At 68.8% G+C, this 18,827-nt stretch carries 22 protein-coding genes; 15 read left to right on the top strand and 7 right to left on the bottom strand.

Annotated features, from left to right (window positions below):
* Position 1 precedes the first annotated feature (1 nt).
* Positions 2–634: a uracil phosphoribosyltransferase gene (upp, locus tag RZO50_RS01545; protein ID WP_322597945.1), complete on the bottom strand. Its 633-nt coding sequence runs from the start codon at positions 632–634 to the stop codon at positions 2–4.
* A 45-nt stretch (positions 635–679) separates the two neighbouring features.
* Between upp and tadA the strand changes: the two genes are divergently transcribed.
* Positions 680–1,171 carry a tRNA adenosine(34) deaminase TadA gene (gene tadA / locus RZO50_RS01540; protein ID WP_416211492.1) on the top strand — a complete coding sequence of 164 codons (492 nt, stop codon included), beginning with the start codon at positions 680–682 and terminating at the stop codon, positions 1,169–1,171.
* 31 nt (positions 1,172–1,202) lie between these two features.
* Here tadA and RZO50_RS01535 read toward each other — a convergent pair whose 3' ends face one another.
* Positions 1,203–2,129, bottom strand: a complete 927-nt coding sequence (locus tag RZO50_RS01535; RefSeq protein ID WP_322597944.1) for an LLM class F420-dependent oxidoreductase — start codon at positions 2,127–2,129, stop codon at positions 1,203–1,205.
* A gap of 22 nt (positions 2,130–2,151) precedes the next feature.
* Entirely contained in the window at positions 2,152–3,264 is a 1,113-nt protein-coding gene (locus RZO50_RS01530; RefSeq protein WP_322597943.1) for an alpha/beta fold hydrolase, read from the bottom strand.
* Positions 3,265–3,378: 114 nt separating this feature from the next.
* On the opposite strand from RZO50_RS01530, the gene proC reads away from it, so the two are divergent.
* The 3 genes from proC (at position 3,379) to RZO50_RS01515 (ending at position 6,351) form a co-directional block, all read left to right on the top strand.
* Entirely contained in the window at positions 3,379–4,224 is an 846-nt protein-coding gene (proC, locus tag RZO50_RS01525; RefSeq protein ID WP_322597942.1) for a pyrroline-5-carboxylate reductase, read from the top strand.
* A gap of 68 nt (positions 4,225–4,292) precedes the next feature.
* A complete protein-coding gene (locus tag RZO50_RS01520; protein ID WP_322597941.1) occupies positions 4,293–5,660 on the top strand; it encodes a TrkH family potassium uptake protein in 1,368 nt (455 codons plus the stop codon).
* Positions 5,653–6,351, top strand: a complete 699-nt coding sequence (locus tag RZO50_RS01515) for a potassium channel family protein (protein ID WP_322597940.1) — start codon at positions 5,653–5,655, stop codon at positions 6,349–6,351. The genes RZO50_RS01520 and RZO50_RS01515 overlap by 8 nt, the downstream gene beginning before the upstream one ends.
* Before the next feature lie 9 nt (positions 6,352–6,360).
* On the opposite strand, the gene RZO50_RS01510 is transcribed toward RZO50_RS01515, so the two are convergent.
* Together RZO50_RS01510 and RZO50_RS01505 are read right to left on the bottom strand one after the other, a co-directional pair.
* Entirely contained in the window at positions 6,361–7,032 is a 672-nt protein-coding gene (locus tag RZO50_RS01510; protein WP_322597939.1) for a potassium channel family protein, read from the bottom strand.
* On the bottom strand, positions 7,025–8,479 hold the full coding sequence (locus RZO50_RS01505) for a TrkH family potassium uptake protein (RefSeq protein WP_322597938.1): 1,455 nt from the start codon (positions 8,477–8,479) through the stop codon (positions 7,025–7,027). Before RZO50_RS01505 ends, RZO50_RS01510 begins: the two co-directional genes overlap by 8 nt.
* A gap of 85 nt (positions 8,480–8,564) precedes the next feature.
* Here RZO50_RS01505 and RZO50_RS01500 point away from each other — a divergent pair, with 85 nt between their 5' ends.
* The 4 genes from RZO50_RS01500 (at position 8,565) to RZO50_RS01485 (ending at position 9,928) form a co-directional block, all read left to right on the top strand.
* Entirely contained in the window at positions 8,565–8,972 is a 408-nt protein-coding gene (locus RZO50_RS01500) for an ArsR/SmtB family transcription factor (protein WP_322597937.1), read from the top strand.
* A gap of 131 nt (positions 8,973–9,103) precedes the next feature.
* Complete coding sequence (locus tag RZO50_RS01495; RefSeq protein WP_322598719.1) at positions 9,104–9,295, top strand: helix-turn-helix domain-containing protein; 192 nt, start codon at positions 9,104–9,106, stop codon at positions 9,293–9,295.
* Positions 9,296–9,429: 134 nt separating this feature from the next.
* A complete protein-coding gene (locus tag RZO50_RS01490; RefSeq protein ID WP_003792170.1) occupies positions 9,430–9,528 on the top strand; it encodes a 30S ribosomal protein bS22 in 99 nt (32 codons plus the stop codon).
* A 106-nt stretch (positions 9,529–9,634) separates the two neighbouring features.
* Complete coding sequence (locus RZO50_RS01485) at positions 9,635–9,928, top strand: rhodanese-like domain-containing protein (protein WP_322597936.1); 294 nt, start codon at positions 9,635–9,637, stop codon at positions 9,926–9,928.
* On the opposite strand, the gene RZO50_RS01480 is transcribed toward RZO50_RS01485, so the two are convergent.
* Positions 9,910–11,115 (bottom strand): mechanosensitive ion channel family protein, encoded by a 1,206-nt coding sequence (locus tag RZO50_RS01480; protein WP_322597935.1) that lies wholly within the window; start codon positions 11,113–11,115, stop codon positions 9,910–9,912. The two genes, RZO50_RS01485 and RZO50_RS01480, sit on opposite strands and share 19 nt — an antisense overlap.
* Before the next feature lie 107 nt (positions 11,116–11,222).
* Here RZO50_RS01480 and RZO50_RS01475 point away from each other — a divergent pair, with 107 nt between their 5' ends.
* A complete protein-coding gene (locus RZO50_RS01475) occupies positions 11,223–11,471 on the top strand; it encodes a glutaredoxin family protein (RefSeq protein WP_322597934.1) in 249 nt (82 codons plus the stop codon).
* A gap of 7 nt (positions 11,472–11,478) precedes the next feature.
* Here RZO50_RS01475 and aspS read toward each other — a convergent pair whose 3' ends face one another.
* Positions 11,479–12,822: an aspartate--tRNA(Asn) ligase gene (gene aspS, locus RZO50_RS01470; RefSeq protein WP_322597933.1), complete on the bottom strand. Its 1,344-nt coding sequence runs from the start codon at positions 12,820–12,822 to the stop codon at positions 11,479–11,481.
* A gap of 125 nt (positions 12,823–12,947) precedes the next feature.
* On the opposite strand from aspS, the gene RZO50_RS01465 reads away from it, so the two are divergent.
* From RZO50_RS01465 to ccsB, 6 genes are read left to right on the top strand one after another with little or no spacing between them, the layout of a single operon-like run.
* Positions 12,948–13,916, top strand: coding sequence for a DUF368 domain-containing protein (locus RZO50_RS01465; protein WP_322597932.1), 969 nt, complete (start codon positions 12,948–12,950; stop codon positions 13,914–13,916).
* Positions 13,917–13,974: 58 nt separating this feature from the next.
* Positions 13,975–14,604, top strand: a complete 630-nt coding sequence (locus RZO50_RS01460; RefSeq protein WP_322597931.1) for a histidine phosphatase family protein — start codon at positions 13,975–13,977, stop codon at positions 14,602–14,604.
* Positions 14,605–14,606: 2 nt separating this feature from the next.
* Entirely contained in the window at positions 14,607–15,227 is a 621-nt protein-coding gene (locus tag RZO50_RS01455) for a TlpA family protein disulfide reductase (RefSeq protein WP_322597930.1), read from the top strand.
* 23 nt (positions 15,228–15,250) lie between these two features.
* Positions 15,251–16,048: a cytochrome c biogenesis CcdA family protein gene (locus tag RZO50_RS01450; RefSeq protein ID WP_322598718.1), complete on the top strand. Its 798-nt coding sequence runs from the start codon at positions 15,251–15,253 to the stop codon at positions 16,046–16,048.
* Complete coding sequence (resB, locus tag RZO50_RS01445; RefSeq protein ID WP_322597929.1) at positions 16,029–17,759, top strand: cytochrome c biogenesis protein ResB; 1,731 nt, start codon at positions 16,029–16,031, stop codon at positions 17,757–17,759. Before RZO50_RS01450 ends, resB begins: the two co-directional genes overlap by 20 nt.
* 4 nt (positions 17,760–17,763) lie before the next feature.
* Positions 17,764–18,792: a c-type cytochrome biogenesis protein CcsB gene (gene ccsB, locus RZO50_RS01440; RefSeq protein WP_322597928.1), complete on the top strand. Its 1,029-nt coding sequence runs from the start codon at positions 17,764–17,766 to the stop codon at positions 18,790–18,792.
* Positions 18,793–18,827 lie beyond the last annotated feature (35 nt).

Here is an 18,827-nt window from a genome sequence, read left to right as displayed (position 1 = left end):
CTTACACCGTGCCGTAGAGGCGGTCCCCGGCGTCTCCGAGGCCGGGAACGATGTAGCCCTTTTCGTTGAGGCGCTCATCCATGGCACCGAGGACCAGCGTGACGTCGCGGTCGCCGACCTGCTTCTTGATCGCCTCGACGCCCTCCGGTGCCGCCAGGATGCAGATCGCCGTGACATCCTGCGCGCCGCGCGCGAAGAGGAAGTCGATGGCGGCGCCGAGCGAGCCCCCGGTGGCCAGCATCGGGTCCAACACGAAGCACTGGCGGTCGCTGAGATCATCCGGAAGACGCTCGGCGTAGGTCTGCGGCTCGAACGTCTCCTCGTTGCGCACCATGCCGAGGAAGCCGACCTCGGCGGTGGGGACGAGCTTGGTCATGCCCTCGAGCATGCCGAGGCCGGCGCGGAGGATCGGCACGACGATCGGGCGCGGCTCGCTGATCTTCACGCCCATCGTCTCGGTGACGGGGGTGGTGATCCGCACGGGAGTCACCTGCACGTTGCGGGTGGCCTCATAGGCGAGGAGGGTGACCAGTTCCTCGGTGAGCTGACGGAACACCGGCGACGAGGTCTCGTGGTCACGGAGGACGGAGAGCTTGTGGGTGACGAGCGGGTGGTCGGCGACGTGCAGGCGCATACGTCCAGGGTATTCCACCCGCCCGCGGCGTCCTACGCTGGGACCGTGCCGCTGCCCGCATCTGCCGAAGATCTCGCGGCGATGCGTCACGCCCTCGACCTTGCCGGAACCGCGCTGGCGTCGGGAGAGGTGCCTGTGGGCGCCCTCGTGCTGGACCCCGGGGGCGCCGTGATCGGTGAAGGACGGAACCTGCGCGAACACGAGCATGACCCGACCGCGCACGCCGAGATCATCGCGATGAGGCGCGCCGCCGCGGCGTTGTCCTCGTGGAATCTCGCCGGGTGCACACTGGTGGTCACGCTCGAGCCGTGTCTCATGTGCGCCGGTGCCCTGCTGCAGGCGCACGTCTCGCGCGTGGTGTTCGGCGCATGGGACGACAAGGCCGGCGCCGTCGGGTCGATGTACGACGTTGTGCGCGACCGACGCCTTCCGGTGCGCGCAGAGGTCGTCGCGGGGGTGTGCGCCGACGAGTCGGCGGCACTGCTCCGTCGTTTCTTCGACTCCCGCCGCGACCGACCCGCATCCGCCCACTCCTAACCCTCGGCGCCCGACGCGCCGGGCGGCCGGGTCAGCGGGGGAGGAGCGGCAGAACCTCGCGACCGAGGTAGTCGACGTGGTCGAGGTCGCCCAGGTCGAACAGCTGGAAGTAGATGCGTTCCGCGCCGAGTTCGATCAGGCGGTGCACCTTCTCGGCGATCGCGGACGCCTCGCCGAGGAAGTGGTTGTCTGGCGAGATGTCCGCGACATCTTTGCCGAGAGTGGCTGCGTGCCGCCGCACGTCCGCGCGGTCGCCGGCCAGAGTGGTCAGGGCCACCGACCGCTTGAGCGTCGCCGGATCGCGGTCGATCCGCTCGCACGCGGCCGACACCGTGGCGAACTTGTCGGCGACAGTGGGCTCGTCGACGAAGCCGATGTTGAACTCCGTCGCGAATCGGGCCGCGATCGCGGGGGTCCGCTTCGGCCCGCCGCCTCCGACGATCACCGGCATCGGCGACTGGACGGGCTTGGGGAGGGCGGGGGAGTCCTCGAGCGTGTAGTGCGGCCCGGCGTGGCTGAAGGTCTCGCCGATCGGCGTATTCCACAGGCCTGTCACGACCTCGAGCTGCTCTTCGAGCATTCCGAACCGCTTGTCCGGGAACGGGATGCCGTACGCGCGGTGCTCACGTTCGAACCAACCGGTACCGAGCCCGAGCTCAGCTCGTCCGCCGGACATCGCGTCGACCTGGGCGACCTGAATCGCGAGGACGCCCGGGTACCGGTACGTCACCGATGACACGAGCGTGCCCAGTCGGATGGTCGATGTCTCCCGTGCCAGGCCGGCCAGCGCGGTCCAGGCATCGGTCGGCCCGGGCTGCGCGTCACCGTCGCCCATCCGCAGGTAGTGGTCGCTGCGGAAGAAACCGTCGAACCCGTGGCCTTCGGCGGCGAGGGCGAGGGCGAGCTGGTCGTCGTACGAGTAGCCCTGCTGGGGCTCGGTGAAGATGCAGTACTCCATGGACCCAGTCTGGCAGGACCGCTCAGTCGGCCGAGCGGATGATGATCGCCTCGGTCGGCGGCGACGGATCGGCCGGTGTGCCGACATAGCCGATCGCGCTCAGCAAGGCGCGGCGGAATTCGATCGGACGCTCGAGGTGCGGCGCGTGACCGACGCCTTCGAGGTGCAGCTCGTTGACGATGCCCCCGGCCTGCGCGTACGCACCCAGGACGTCGCGCGTCTGCGAGACCATCTCCTGCGCCGGTGCGACCTCGGCGCCGGGCCAGTCCGGCACCACCCCCGCGGCACCGAGATGGTTCAGGTCGAAGAACGAGGCGTCCGAGACGATCGCGTCCATGTCGCCGTGGACCCAGAGGATCGGGGGCTTGTCTGCCATGTCGACGATGCCGGAGACGTTGAAGTGCTTGGGGGCCATCGTATTGAGCACACCGATGTCGCCCGCGCCGAATCCGGGCCAGTTCTCGCTGGCGACCGCGTCGCCGGGGTAGTTGCCGGTGGCGGTCGAGGTGGTGAGCATCGAGGCCACCCAGACATCCTCGTGCGCGGACGTGTACCCGGGCGCGACGTAGCCGGATCGGAAGACGTTGCGCGGCGAGGTGGGCGCCTCGTCCGACGTGTCGCGGGCGGTCAGCCGCTCGACGAAGTCGGGATTGGCGCCGCCGCCTCCGCAGCCGGCGTCGTCGTCGGTCAGGCGGGTGCCGTCGCGACGGGTTCCGCCGAATCCGTACGGCGAGACCGGCGCCTGCAGCGTCAGGCTCAGGGCGCCGTGGTCGAGTGCGTACTGGAGGACCACCCCGCCGCCCATCGACCAGCCCACCAGGTGGACCATCGGAATGCCGAGCACCTCGAGGGTGGCGTGCACGTCGTCGCTGAAGTCGCGGACCCCGCGGGTGGCGTCGACGGGGAGGTTCTCGGTGTCGCCGAATCCGCGCAGGTCGATCGCGATGACCCGCAGCTCCGACGGGAGGTCCTGCATCGTCTCCTGCCAGAACAGCGCCGATGAGACGTTGCCGTGGACGAAGACCACGGTCCGATCGGGCGGTGTGGCCGGGTCGTCGCCGGCTCGTTCGAGCACGTTCACCGTCAGGCGCGGGGTCTCGATCAGGCGAGCCGTGATGCCGTCGAAGAGGGTCATGTCGGGGGTCCTCCATGTGTCGTCGTGGAACGTCACCGTGCCACATTCGTCGACTATATCGCCGCGTCCCAGGGTGCACAGGAGGAGTTCTCGGACGCCTCGTAGGATGGCCGGATGATCGACGCAGATTCTCCCCTCCCCGCCATCGCCATTCTCGGAGCAGGCTCCATGGGCGGAGCGATCCTGCACGGGCTCGTCGCGTCCGGCCTGGATCACGGGGGCGTCACCGTCACCAACCGGACCGCCGGCAAGGCTGACGCCCTGGGCGACCTCGAGGGTGTGCGGAGTCTCGCCCTCGAGGATGATCCGGACGCGAACACGCGCGCCGCGGCCACGGCCGACGTCATCCTGATCGGCGTCAAGCCCGCGATGGTTCCGGACCTGCTTCGCGAGATCACCCCGCATGTGCGGCCGGGTGCGGTCGTGGTGAGCCTGGCCGCGGGCGTCACCGTCGCGACGTTCGAATCCATCCTTCCCGACTCGGTCGCGGTGCTCCGTTCCATGCCGAACACGCCATCGCTCGTGGGTCGCGGTGTCACCGGCCTGGCGGCGGGGACGAACGCCACCGGCGACGACACGGCCATGGTGCGTCGCCTGTTCGAGACGGTCGGGAGCGTCATCGAGGTTCCCGAGGAGAAGATCGACGCGCTGTCGACCATCTCGGGCTCGGGGCCCGCGTATGTGTTCCTGCTCATCGAGGAGCTCACGCGTGCCGCCGAGGGCAAGGGGTTCGACCGCGCCGAGGCGCGCCTCATGGCCGAGCAGACCTTCATCGGAGCGGCGGCGCTGCTGGCGGCCTCCGACGACGAGCCCGCCGAGTTGCGCCGTCGCGTGACGAGTCCGAAAGGCACGACCGAGAAGGCGATCGAGGTCCTCCAGGCCGCGCAGCTCGGCGCGGTCTTCGCCGAGGCGACGGATGCCGCACTCGCCCGAGCGCAGGAATTGGCCGCCGGGGACTGACCGTCGGGTGGCGGATTCGTCCGCGGACCCTCTTGCGCCCGAGCAGGACGGGCGTAGAGTTCTCGCTCGTGACTACACGCGTCGCCGCGTCGGACAGCCGGCCGCGCCGGCGCTTCCGATCCAGCCCGGCACAGACGATCGTCCTCGGTTTCGGCCTGGCCGACCTCGTCGGCACCGTCCTTCTCATGCTGCCGGTCGCCACACGGTCCGGCGAGGGGTCCTCTTTCGTCCACGCCCTGTTCACATCCACGTCCGCGGTGTGTGTGACGGGCCTCGTGGTCGTCGACACGGAGACCTACTGGTCGCCGTTCGGACACGTCGTCATCCTGGCGCTCATCCAGATCGGCGGCCTCGGGATCATGGTGTTCGCCTCGCTCGTGGGGGTTCTCCTCGCACGTCGGTTCAGCGTGCGGTCACGTCTGCGCGCGGCGGCCGAGGCGAAGGCACTCACTCTCGACGACGTGCGCGGCGTCGTCCGCCGCATCGTCGTGACCTCGCTGATCATCGAAGCGGTGCTGTTCGCGGTGCTCTTCCCCTCGTTCGCCTTCCGGTACGGACACGGGTGGGGCGAGGGGGCGTGGTTCGCGCTGTTCCACTCGGTGTCGGCGTTCAACAACGCCGGGTTCGCGCTGTACTCGGACAGTCTGGTGCGGTTCGCCGCCGACCCGTGGGTCTGTCTCCCGATCTGCGCCGCGATCATTCTCGGCGGGCTCGGGTTTCCGGTGCTCCTGCAACTGCGCCGCGAGATCGGACGTCCGTTGCGGTGGAGCATGAACACGCGGCTCGTTCTGTTCGGCTCGCTGATCCTTCTCGTCGGCGGCGCGGTCTACATCACCGCTTTGGAATGGACCAACCCGCGAACGCTCGGGGCACACGATCCGGCGGCGCGTGTGCTGATCGGGTTCTTCCATTCGGTCCAGACGCGGACCGCGGGCTTCAACAGCGTCGATATCGGTGAGATGCGCGACGAGACGTGGTTCGGGATGGATGTGCTCATGTTCATCGGCGGCGGCCCCGCTGGAACGGCCGGCGGCATCAAGATCACGACGTTCGCCGTGCTGCTGTTCATTCTCGTCGCCGAGCTGCGCGGCGCGGGGGCGGTCAACATCTTCGGCAAGCGCCTGTCGCGCGCCGTCCACCGACAGGCCATCGCCGTCGTCCTCATCGCCGTGGGGGCGGTGGTCGCCTCGACGCTGGCGCTCATGATCCTCACCGGGGAGTCGCTCGACCGGACGCTGTTCGAGTGCGTGTCGGCTTTCGCCACGGTGGGTCTGTCCACCGGCGTGACGGGCGACCTGCCCGATGCCGCCGAGATCCTGCTGTCGGTGCTGATGTTCCTCGGGCGGCTCGGTCCCCTCACCATCGGCACCGCCCTCGCGCTGCGCGAGCGGCGCGATCTGTTCGACCTCCCCAAGGAAAGGCCCGCCATTGGCTAGTTTCTCCCACCTCTTCGGGGCCTCCTCGCACCGCATCGCCGAAGCGGACTCGGTCGCGGTGATCGGCCTCGGCCGATTCGGGAGTTCGCTGGCGTTGGAGCTCGTCGACGCCGGTACCGAGGTGCTCGGCATCGACAGCGATGAGGACATCGTCCAGTCGATGAACGGTCGACTCACCCAGGTGGTGCGCGCCGACAGCACGCGTCGCGAAGCCCTCGAGCAGCTCGCCGTGCCGGAGTTCGATCGGGTGGTCATCGCGATCGGGGACGACGTCCAGGCGTCGATCCTGACGGCATCGCTGCTCATCCAGATGCGCATCCCCGTGGTGTGGGCCAAGGCCGTCAGCGAACAGCACGGTCTCATCCTCGAGCAGCTCGGGGTGCACCACGTGATCTACCCCGAGAAAGACATGGGGCGCCGCGTCGCGCATCTCGTGCGTGGTGCGGCTCTGGACTACCTCGAGATCGACCGCGGATACGCTCTGGTCAAGACGAGCGTGCCTGAACGCTTCCGAGGGGTGGCGCTCGGTCAGGCGGGTATCCGCCGTGGGCACGGTGTCACCGTCGCGGCCTACCGACGCGGCTCCGCGGAGTGGTCCAACGCCGATACCGACACGGTGCTCCACGACGGCGACACCGTGCTCGTGGTCGGTCCCACACGGCGCGTGGAGGAGTTCGCCCAGCTGCGCTGAGCGGCCCGCTCAGCGATCGAGCGAGGCGAACCGCTCGATGTCGCTGTTGGTGCCCGAGACGATGATGAGATCGTGGTTGGTCACGACGGTCGCCGCCTCGGCGTAGCGGAAGGGCTTGCCGGGGCTCTTCACGCCCACCACGGTGACGTTGTACTTCGTGCGCACGCCGGATTCGTTCAGCCCCACGCCGCGGATGAACTTCGGCGGGTACATCTTGGCCAGCACGAAGTCATCGTCGAAACGGATGAAGTCCAGCATCCGTCCGCTGACGAGGTGCGCGACGCGCTCACCGGCCTCACGCTCGGGATAGATGACGTGATTGGCCCCCACGCGGGCGAGGATCTTCCCGTGCGATTGCGAGACCGCCTTCGCCCAGATCTGCGGGACCTTCAGGTCGACGAGGTTGGCGGTGATGAGCACCGATGCCTCGATGGAGGATCCCACCGCGACGACCGCCACCTGGAAGTCCTGCGCGCCGACCTGCTTGAGGGCTTCGAGGTTGCGCGCGTCGGCCTGCACCGTGTGGGTCACACGCTCGGACCACTTCTGCACGAGATCGAGGCTCTCGTCGATGGCGAGGACCTCGCGATCGAGGCGGTCCAGCTCGCCCGCGCAGGCCGCGCCGAAGCGGCCGAGTCCGATGACGAGGACGGGGGCGTCGCCGCGGATGCGCTCAACCAACGATGGGCCTTTCGACGGGCAGCGAGTAGAGCTGCGATCGGGATGTCGCGGCCACCGCCGCGGCGAGAGTCACTGTACCAATGCGCCCCATGAAGATCGTCGCCGCCATGACGTAGACGGCGGGGTCGGGGAGCGACTCGGTCAGGCCGGTCGACAGTCCCACGGTGCCGAAGGCGGAGATCACGTCGAAGAGCACGTGGGCGATGGGGGCGTGGGTGATCTGCGCGATGATGATCGTCGAGAGGGCGACGATGGTCGATCCCCACGCGACGACGGACAGGGCGACGCGCTGCACGTCGCTCGGGATGCGGCGGGAGAAGACCTCGACGGTGGTGCGCCCCTTGGCCTCCGACCACACCGCGAGGGCGAGGACGGCGAGGGTGGTGACCTTGATCCCGCCCGCGGTGGAGGCGGACCCGCCCCCGACGAACATGAGCATGGACCCGACGACCTGCGACGAGCCGTAGAGTTCGCCGATGTCGACGACCGAGAATCCCCCCGAGCGGGTCATCGCCGAGAGGAAGAACGCCTGGAAGGTCGTGTCCCACGCGTTCATCGACCCGAAGGTGCCCGGGTTGTCGTATTCGAGCGTCAGGAAGGCGATGGCCCCGGCGAAGAACAGCAGCGTCGTGGTGATGAGGGTCAGCCGCGTGTGCAGCGACCACCGACCCACGTGCCAGACGTGCTTGGAGAGTGTGTAGATCACGGGGAAGCCGATGCTTCCGAGGAACACGCTGGTCATCAGCACGGTGAGGAGGAAGTAGTCGTCGGCGAAGGGCTCGAGGCCGCCGACATTCGGGGTGAAGCCGGTGTTCGTGAAGGACATCGCCGCGTAGTAGGGCGCCTCCCACAGCGCCATGAGCGGATCGATGCCGGCCATCACGAGCGCGGGGTAGAGCAGGACGGCCACGATCCCCTCGATGACCAGCGTCGACAGCGCCACCGTGCGCAGCATCTGTCCGACCTCGCCCAGGCGCACCGTCTGGCCTTCGTTGACGGGGCCGCCGTGCGCCCGCAGCGGGTTGGAGTCCCCCGCGGCGATCAGCTTGGCCCGCAGCCCGAGGCGCTTGGAGATCACCAGGCCCAGGATCGAGGCCAGCGTGAGCACGCCCATCCCGCCGATGTTGACGCCGAGGAAGATGACGGCGTTGCCGAAGGGCGACCAGTGGGTAGCCATGTCCACCGTCACCAGACCGGTCACGCAGATGGTCGACACCGCGGTGAACAGCGCGTCGGCCAGCGGTGTCGCGCGGCCGCTCGCCGACGCGAGGGGAAGCGAGAGCAGGCTCGTGAAGATGAGGATCAGCGTGCCGAACACGAGGATCGCGAACCGGGACGGTGAGGACGTCGCGAAGTCCCGGACGAAGGCTCCGACCCGGCGGAGGCGATAGCGCCAACCGGACGTCGACGCCCGACGTTGCGGCGCAGACGGCCGGCTCGTCGCCATGCACCGCCTCCTCGTGCTGTGTCGTCTTTCCCGAGCGAAAGTCGCCCTCATGGTACTCCGGTGCCGGGGCGGCTAACCTAACCACATGGCGGACATCTTCGACGTGATCGCGGACGGAACGCGTCGCGACATCCTTCGACTGCTCCTCGATCGTGCATCCGCTGGGCAGGACGGTACGAGCGTGTCGCACATCGTGGGCGAGCTCGGCGTGAGCCAGCCGACCGTCTCCAAGCACCTGAAGGTGCTCCGGGAGGCTCACCTGGTGTCGGTCCGGGAGGAGGGGCAGCACCGCTTCTACAGTCTCTCCGCCGAGCCGCTGGACGAGGTCGACGACTGGTTGGTGCCCTTCTTCACGCAGACCGGCGACCTCGAGGTCGCCGTCGCCGGGGCGCTTCCGGACTCTGCCGCTCACGCCGCGGAGGTCGTCGGACGCGCGGCGGCATCGGCCAAGCACGCGGTCGCGACGGCCTGGCGTCGCCTGCCGGGACGCTGATTCGACGCGCCGCGTCCACCAAGCCGCGCGAGTCACAGGAGTCACACGGGTTTACACCCGTCGCGCGCACGTCATAGACTTCCCCAAGGATCATGGTGATCCGACTGGGACGACGCACGAAAGGGGACATCGTGGCCGAACTTCCCGACGTGCGTTTCCTGACCGTCGCAGAGGTCGCCGAGCTGATGCGCGTATCGAAGATGACGGTCTACCGTCTCGTGCATTCCGGTGACCTTCCGGCGGTGCGGTTCGGGCGCAGCTATCGTGTGCCCGAGTCGGCTGTGACCGCTGCCATGGAGCGCCCGATCGCCGACGCCGGCTGACCGGTTCCGAATCCGCGCGCATACGACACGCGCGGGTTTGGTAAGCTACTCCGAGGCATTTTTCGCATCTGCCCGTTCCCGGACGAGATCCGACCGTGGATGTGCGTCCAGACTTCGACTTAGTGAGGTTTTCCGTGGGTTCTGTCATCAAGAAGCGCCGCAAGCGCATGGCGAAGAAGAAGCACCGCAAGCTGCTTCGCAAGACTCGCCACCAGCGCCGCAACAAGAAGTAAGCGGCTTCCACACCGAGCGCCTGTCCGATGGACGGGCGCTTCGTGTTTTCTGCCAGTATTGACGACGGCCACGACGGCCCCAGGCACCACCCCTACCCGAGGCACCATGCAGACCATCACCGTCCACGAGCTCACCGAGCGTGGATCCACCCCGCTCATCGATGTGCGCGAGCCGCACGAGTACGCCGCCGGTCACGTTCCCGGCGCCGTGAACATCCCCATGTCGGTCTTCGGCGAGCGACTCGCCGAGCTGCCGGACGGGGCCATCAATGTGATCTGCGAGCTCGGCGGACGCTCGGCGAGCATCGTCCAGGCGCTCGAACAGCGCGGATACGACGCGACGAACGTCGAGGGCGGGACCGCCGAGTGGATTGCGGCGGGCTACCCCGTCGACCGCTGAGACTCGCCCGTCGAATCGTCCCGGCGATCCGTGTCGTCGGGTGAGACCACCGGCATCGCCTGGGTGAAGGTGCTTGCCCGTTCTTGGGCGGCCATGCTCCCCGTGAACAGGCCGTCGGCCTCGCCGCGCGGCGCCGGGTCTTCGACGACACCGGTGTCGGGGGTCATCATGACCCGCTGGACCGGGAGGGCGGCGGGCATCTGGCGCTGCACCCAGTCGACCATCGCCTCGCGGACCAGGCAGCGCAGGTCGAACAGCGTCGGCGCATCCTGGGCCGTGACGAGGATGCGCACCCGAACGAGGCCGCCGGTGGCCTCCGTCACCTGCAGCACCGACGCGCGACCGTCCCACAGTTCCGTCTCGGCGAGCACCCGCTGCAGGTGCTCGCGCATACGCGTGGGGGACACGCGCCAATCGAGGTCGAGCTCGATCGATCCGAGCAGCTCGCTGCCCTGGCGGGTCCAGTTCTGGAACGGATTGGTCGTGAAGTATGTGCACGGCAGCACCAGCCGCCGATCGTCCCACAGGTCGAGGACCACGTAGCTCAGCGTGATCTCGCCGACGCGCCCCCACTCTCCCTCGACGACGACCACGTCATCGACTCGTAGCGCCTCGCTGAACACCAGCTGCAGGCCCGCGAACATGTTCGCCAGCACCGACTGGGCAGCCAGGCCCGCGACGATCGACGCGATGCCGGCCGAGGCGAGCACGCTCGCCCCGAGCGTCTGCACCGCGGGGAAGGTGAGGAGCGCCGCGCCGAGCGCCACGATGACGATCAGAGCGATCGCGAGTCGGCGGACGATGAGGGTCTGGGTGCGGATGCGGCGGGCGATGCGGTTGTCCGGTACGTCGATGCGGTAGCGGCCGATGGCCAGGTCGGTGGCGAATCGCACCACGCCGATGAGCAACCACGCGCTGCTGACGATGACCGCGATCGTGAAGACCTGGTTGATGCCGGGCATCCACTCCTCGCGTTCGCCGGGGAAGGCGACCAGGAAGGCGACCCACAGCGCGACGACCATGAGAAGCACGCGGAACGGCCGCCGTGCGCGTCGGATCAACAGCTGCGCCCATTCGCGGCGTCGGGCGGCGGCGCGCACGCTCGCCGCGACGACGGCCACGACGACGATCGCGCCGACGAGGCAGGCGAGAAGGATCAGGGCGAACAACAACCACGGGTCGATCATCGGGTCTCCTCGGAAAGCGGCCGGTCGGATCGCGACGCTGCGGAACCGATACTCTACGACCTCGGCCCTCCCGCGGCGACCCGATGTTGCCTGCCTAGGATGGTCCGGTGACCACGATCACCCTCATCGGGAAACCCGACTGCCACCTGTGCGATGTCGCGCGGGAGATCGTCGAGCTCGTCGCCTCGGAGCACCCGCAGGGCGAGGTCGTCGTCGTCGAGCGATCGATTCACGACGACGCCGCACTCTTCGCACAGTGGTGGGAGAAGATCCCCGTGGTTCTCGTCGACGACCGGTTCCACGCGCACTGGCGGGTATCGGCGGACCGCCTGCGCGCCACCCTCGCCGAGGGGTGAGGCGCGGTCAGGGGGCCAGGCGGGTGGGGCCGCGGAAGAGGTAGGTCACCTCTCGGATCGACTCCTGCCCGAGCAGGAGCATCAGCACACGGGCCAGACCCATTCCGAAGCCGCCGTGCGGCGGTGCGCCGTAGCGGAAGAAGTCGAGGTAGAAGTCGAGGTGCTCGGGCTCGAGTCCCTTCTCCTTCGCCTGCTCGATGAGGACGTCCACGCGGTGCTCGCGCTGCGCGCCGGTGGTGATCTCGACACCCTTGTAGAGCAGGTCGTAGCTCTTGGTGAGCCCCGTCTGCTCGTCGCGCATGTGGTAAAAAGCGCGGATCTCAGGGTGGTAGTCGGTGATGAACACGAACGGGTGCCCGTACGTCTCCTCGACGTGCGCGGCGATCTGGCGTTCACCCTCGGGGTCGAGGTCGCCGTCGGTGCGGGGGATCTCATACCCGCGGGCGGCGACGATCTCGCGCGCCTCGGCGAGCGGGATGCGCGGGAACGGCACCGACGGGACGACGACGTCGAGATCGAACAGCTCCTTGATCTCGTCGCCGTGCTTGTCGGCGACCGCCTGGATGGCTGTGGCCAGCAGCTCCTCCTGCATCGCCGCGACATCCTCATGCGAGTCGATCCAGCTGATCTCGGCGTCGATCGAGGTGAACTCGGTCGCGTGTCGACTGGTGAACGAGGGGTCGGCGCGGAAGGCCGGAGCGATCTCGAAGATCTTCCCGAAGCCGGCGACCTGGGCCATCTGCTTGAAGAACTGCGGCGACTGCGCGAGGTAGGCCGTCTTCTCCTCGAAATAGGGCACCTCGAACAGCTCGGCGTTGGACTCGGATGCGCTGGCCATGAGCTTCGGCGAGTGCACCTCGATGTAGTCGCGCTCGATCCAGTAGCTGCGCATCGCGTGCTCGAGGGTGGTCTGCACGCGGAAGACGAGGTTGTTGCGTCGCTGGCGCAGGTCGAGGAAGCGCCAGTCCATGCGCTTGTCGAGGCCGCTGTCCGCCGCGATCGGGGTTTCGGGGAGTGCCTCGGCGGCGATCTCGAGTCGGGCGATCTTGATCTCCACGCCACCCAACTTGACCCGCTCGTCGTGCTTCAGGGAGCCGCGCACGGTCAGGAAGGTGCCGTGGGTCAGGGCCGAGATCGTCTCGGTGAGCGCCAGTGCCGCCGCCTGCTCGGGGGAGGCGTCGTCACCGACCTCGCGGGTGGCCGGGTTGACCAGCTGCACCGCGCCGGACTCGTCGCGAAGGATGACGAACTGCACCTTCTTCTGATCGCGGACGGTCTCCACCCATCCGGAAGCAGCGACGGGGCCGTCTTCGCGGGCCTGCAGGTCTTTGACCAGAACGCGTTCACTCACGATGACCGAGTCTAGACGCCGTTCCCCTCGCACCCCAGCCCGGGCACCGGGCCGACGCTCAGGTGCGCGGACGCCGCGGCCTCTAGCATCGGTACGCACGCATTCCTCCGACACCCCGAGGCACGATGATCACCACTGAAGACGGCCGCACCACCTCCCCTGTGCGCACCGCGCTCGTCGCCGTGTTGAACGTCGTGCGCGGCGGACTCATCGGCCTCGCCGAGCTCATCCCCGGCGTCTCCGGCGGCACCATCGCGCTCATCACCGGGGTCTACGAGCGCCTGATCGACTCGGCCGACCACGTGGTCACCGCGTTCAAGAATCTGATCTTCGGACCCGAACGTCGCGCGGGTTTCCTCCGCGGCATCCGGGCGGCGGACTGGGCGCTGGTCCTCCCGGTGCTCGTCGGCATGGCGGCGATGGTGCTGACACTCGCCGGGATCGTGGAGTCGTTCGTGACGGAGAACGTCGAGGCGTCGCGAGGGCTGTTCTTCGGTCTCGTCGCAGCGAGCATCTTCGTGCCGCTGCAGCTCGTCCCGCGCACCAGCCGTTCGACCGGGTCGCGTATCGGCGGGGTCGCGCTGTTCCTGGCCGCCGCCGCGGTCGCCTTCCTCGCGATCGACGTGGCGGGGGGCTCCTTCGAAGCCGACCCGCCCCTGATCGTCGTCTTCCTCGCTGCGGCCGTCGCCGTGTGCGCACTCGTCGTGCCCGGTGTCTCCGGGTCGTTCTTCCTGCTCGCGATCGGTCTGTACACGCCGACTCTGCGAGCCGTCGACGAGCGCGACCTCGGATACCTGGCGGTGTTCGCCCTCGGTGCGGTGGTGGGGCTCGTGACCATCGTCCGCCTCATCACCTGGCTGCTGCATCACCACCGCCGCCTGACCCTCATCGCCATGGCCGGGCTCATGCTCGGTTCGCTCCGGGCGTTGTGGCCGTGGCAGGACCCTTCGGAGGGGGAAGACCACGGTATCGGTGCGTTGACGGCGCCCTACGATCCGGTGGTCCTGCCGATCGTGCTCGCCGTCGTCGGCGCGGCAGTGGTTCTGAGCCTCGTCGCGGTCGAGCGTCACTTCTCGCGCCGCGCCGCCGGCTGACCGAGCGGTCCGGCGACGCTCAGCCCGTCCATAGAAGACCCCCACGTAGACTGGGTGTGTGCCCGCCGAACGCCTTCACCTCGTGCGCCATGGGGAGGTCTACAACCCCCGGGGCGTGCTCTACGGACGTCTGCCGGGCTACTCGCTGAGCGCCGCCGGACGCGACATGGCCCGCGCCGCGGCTGAGTGGGTGCAGGCCTCCGGTCGCGAGGTCACCTCGCTGACCTGTTCGCCTCTTCAGCGCACCCGCGAGTCCTCCGAGCCCTTCACCGAGGTCTACGGCGTCGACCCGCGCATCGACGAGCGCGTCATCGAACCGACGAATGTCTTCGAAGGGCGTCGCATGAAGATCGCCCTCATGAACCCCTTCAACTGGCGCCACCTGCGCAAGCCCGCCATCCCGAGCTGGGGTGAGCCGTACGCCGAGGTGATCGTGCGCATGAACGCCGCGATGACGCAGGCGTGGAAGGGTGTCGACTCCGGAGACGCCGTCATCGTCTCGCACCAGCTCCCCATCTGGGTGACACACCTCGCCGTCGCGGGGGAGCCGTCGCAGCACGACCCCCGCAACCGTCGTTGCGCCCTCTCCAGCGTGACGTCGTTCGAGATGCGCGACGGCACCTGGACCGAGGTGTCCTACGCCGAGCCGGCGCAGACCTCCGACGCGGTCGACGTAGGGGCGGTGTGACGGTGGGCTCGTCGCTCACCACCCGCCCCGGCCGCGTGGTCGCCGGCGTCCTCGCCGTCCTTGCGCTCGGAGGCGCACTCGCGGGGTGCTCGGCGGATCCCCTGGCAGAGCAGTATCGTGCCGGCGACGACAAGGGCTTCATCGCCGCCGACGGTCTCCGCGTCGTCGAGATCCCGCAGGACGAGCGCGGCGAGCCGGTGGCGTTCTCGGGTGAGCTCGACACCGGCGGAACCATCACCGACGCCGATGTCGACGGTGATGTGGTGGTCGTGAACTTCTGGTACGCCGCATGCGGTCCGTGCCGAGCCGAGGCGCCCGCCCTGGAGGAGGCGTACACCTCCTTCGCCGGTGACGACGTGTCGTTCCTCGGCGTCAACACCACGGATTCGGCCGGCACCGCACTCGCATTCGCCGAGACCTACGGGGTCACCTACCCGAGCGTGCTCGCGTCGGTCACCCCGGAGATCAAGCTGGCCTTCGCGCAGGCGACGCCCATCAGCGCGACTCCGACGACCCTCGTGCTCGACACCGATGGGCGGGTCGCGGCGCGCATCATCGGACAGCTGCAAGACGCCTCGGTGCTCGAGACCCTCGTGAGCGACGCGCTCGCGGAGACGTCGTGACCGAACTCGTCTTCGGCGGCGCCATGTGGCTCGCCGTCCCGGTCGCGCTGCTGGCCGGCCTGGTCTCCTTCCTCTCGCCGTGCGTGTTGCCGCTCGTGCCGGGCTACCTCGGCTTCATCGGCGGTGCGGCGGCGCCACGCCCGGCGCCCGCGGCGTCGACCCGACAGGAGGTCCGCCGCGACGCCGACCGCGGCGAGGGGGTGGACACCGCGCCCGCGGCGGACTCTCCCGTCGTGACCACGCCGCGCGGTCGGCTCGTGCTGGGGGTGGCGCTGTTCATCTCCGGTTTCACCGTCGTGTTCATGGCGGTGACGATCCTCGGGGGCACCCTCGGGCTGTTCTTCCTGCAGTACGCCGACCCCATCACCCGCGTGCTCGGGGTCGTCGTCATCGTGCTCGGTCTCGTCTTCATCGGCGTCTTCGGATTCGCCCAGCGCACCGTTCACCCGCAGGTGCGGGGGAATCTCGGATTGATCGGCGCGCCGCTGCTCGGCCTCGCGATGGGGGTCGGCTGGACCCCGTGCATCGGACCGACCCTCGCCGCCATCATCTCGGTCTCGTGGAACCTCGGCGACCCGGTGCGTGCCGGCATCCTGGGACTGGCGTACTCGCTAGGACTCGGGCTGCCCTTCCTGCTGTTGGCGGTCGGCTTCGGATGGGCGACGCGCTCGGTGGCCTTCCTTCGCCGGCACATCCGAACCGTCAACATCATCGGCGGCGCCCTGCTGGTCGCGCTGGGCGTGCTCATGGTGACGGGGATCTGGACCGCTCTCATGACCCGACTTCAGGGGGTGCTCGTCGATGTCCCGCTCCCGCTCTGAGCCCGACGCCGAGAACGAGGCGACACTGCGTCCCGACGACTATGCCGGTGCCGCCGGCGGAGGCGAGCCGGTGCAACCGGCGCTGGGCGTCGTGGGGTGGCTGCGGTGGGGGTGGCGGCAGCTGACCTCGATGCGCACCGCCCTGGTGCTGCTGCTCCTGCTGGCCATCGCCGCCGTGCCCGGGTCGCTCGTGCCGCAGCGCAGCGCCGACCCGAACGGCGTGACCCAGTACTACACCGACAACCCGGATCTCGCCCCGATCCTCGACGACCTCAGCATGTTCGACGTCTACACGTCGCCGTGGTTCTCCGCGATCTACATCCTGCTGTTCGTATCGCTCATCGGGTGTGTGATCCCGCGCACGAAGCACCACTGGAAGGCGCTTCGGGCCGAGCCGCCGCGGACGCCGGCTCGACTGTCTCGATTGGACGATCATCGCGCGGAGACCGTCGAGCTCGCGCCCGACGCGGACCCCGAGGTGGTCGCCGCGGAGGCGATCGCCCTCGCGGAGTCCCAGCTGCGGCGGTCGGGCTACCGCATCGCCCGGTTCGACGGACGCGGTCGGCTCTCCGTCTCCGCCGAGCGCGGGTATGCCCGAGAGACCGGCAACCTCGTCTTCCACGGCGCCCTGGTCGGCGTGCTCATCGCGGTCGGCGTCGGCGGCGGATTCACCTACACCGGTCAGAGCGTGATCGTCGAGGGCGACACCTTCGTCAACACGATGCTCGACTACGCCTCGTTCAACCCGGGCCGGTTCGTCGACACCGACGGGCTGGCGCCGTACGCCCTCACGCTGGACGATTTCGAGGTCACCTACGAACCGGCCGGGTCGAACGCCGCGGGGCAGGCGGGTGACTTCTCGGCGAACCTGACGATCCAGAACGGTGGAGACTCCTCTCAGGAGTCGGTGAGGGTCAACCATCCGGTCGACCTCGACGGCGATCGGGTCTACCTCATGGGCAACGGCTACGCGCCGACCATCACCGTCCGTGACGCCGCGGGAGACGTGGTGTTCTCCGAGTCGGTGCCGTTCCTGCCGCAGGACACCAACATGACCTCGCTCGGCGTCATCAAGGTGCCCGACGGTCTGCCCGAACAGCTGGGGATGACCGCCTTCTTCTATCCCACGCAGTTCGAGCTGCCCTCGGGTGCGTTCACCTCGGCCTACCCCGCGCTGGTGAACCCGGTCATGACGCTCAACGTGTACGCCGGCGACCTGGGGATCGACGACGGCACGCCGCGGTCGGTCTACACGCTCGACCCGTCGGATATGACCCAGCTCGCCGGGCGGGGCGTCGACGAGCCCGCGCTCGAGCTCGCCCCCGGCGACACGGCGGAACTGCCCGACGGACTCGGTACGGTGACCTTCGAGAACGAAGCCCCCGACGGTGCGGCGGATGGATACGAAGAGTCGGTCAAGCGATTCGTCTCGCTGTCGATCCACCGCGACATCGGAGCCCCCTGGGTGCTGGCCTTCGCGGTCCTCGCGACCCTGGGTCTGCTCGCCGGCCTGTTCATCCCCCGCCGGCGCATGTGGGTCGCCGTGACCCCCCGCGACGGCGGTGTCGACCTCGAGTACGCCGGCCTCGCCCGCGGAGAGGACCCGACCCTGTCGACCGCGGTCGACAAGCTGGCCGATGCGCACCGGGCGGCCCTCGTGTCGCGCGTGGCGACGGCTCCGCCCGCCTCCGATGCACCGAAAGTAGACTGACCCCATGTCCGACACCGCCCTCTCGCTCGACGACGTCTCGGTGCTTCTGGTCTGGACGGCCATCGCGGTGTACGCGCTCGCGTTCATCGCCTATGCCATCGACCTGGCCAGCCGATCCGCCTTGGCGGTGGAGGCCAAGGACGCCCGCACGCGTGATCGTGAGCTGGTCGCCGCCGGCGGCGAGAGCATGTCCGATGTGGCGGCACGCGAGAAGCGCGCCGACGCGGAGGTGGGGCTGGCCCCCCGCGCGCGACCCCGGCTCCTGTGGGCGCGGATCGGAACCTCCCTGACGGTCTTGGCGTTCCTGTTCCACCTGGGCGCGACCGTGCTGCGCGGCATCGCCGCCGAGCGGGTGCCGTGGTCGAACATGTACGAGTTCGCGATGACCGGCCTGCTTCTGGTCGTCGCCGTCTACCTCGCGGTCCTGATCAAGTACGACCTCCGCTTCCTCGGCACCTTCATCACCGGTCTGACCGTGGTTCTCCTCGGGGGTGCGACGCTGTCGTTCTACGTCGAGGTCGTCCCGCTGATGGACCCGCTGAAGTCGGTGTGGCTGGTCATCCACGTGTTCGTCGCGTCGCTGGCCACGGCCTTGTTCGCCCTCGCTTTCGGGCTGTCGATCATGCAGCTGCTGCAGGCCCGGCGCGAGCGCAAGGTCGCGGAGGCCGCGGACGGGGGAGCGGTCACGACCGGGCCCGGGTTCCTTCGCACCCTGCCCAGCGCCGATGCTCTGGAATCCCTGGCCTACCGGTTCGCGATCATCGGCTTCATCTTCTGGACCTTCACCCTCATCGCCGGTGCCATCTGGGCCAACGACGCGTGGGGGCGGTACTGGGGCTTCGACACCAAAGAGGTCTGGACCTTCGTCATCTGGGTGCTGTACGCCGGGTACATCCACGCGCGCGCGACCCGCGGGTGGCGCGGCACCCGCTCCGCGTGGCTGTCGATCATCGGGTTCCTGGCGGTGCTGTTCAACTTCACCATCGTCAACATGTTCTTCAAGGGCCTGCACGCCTACAGCGGTCTGTCCTGATCCGGCACGACGAAACCCCCGGGCCCGTCGGGCCC

Origin of the sequence: Microbacterium xanthum (genome assembly GCF_034531355.1) — a bacterium.
GTDB lineage: Bacteria > Actinomycetota > Actinomycetes > Actinomycetales > Microbacteriaceae > Microbacterium > Microbacterium xanthum.
The sequence above is the reverse complement of the archived record's forward strand: the minus strand, read 5'-3'. Positions and strand labels throughout refer to the sequence as shown.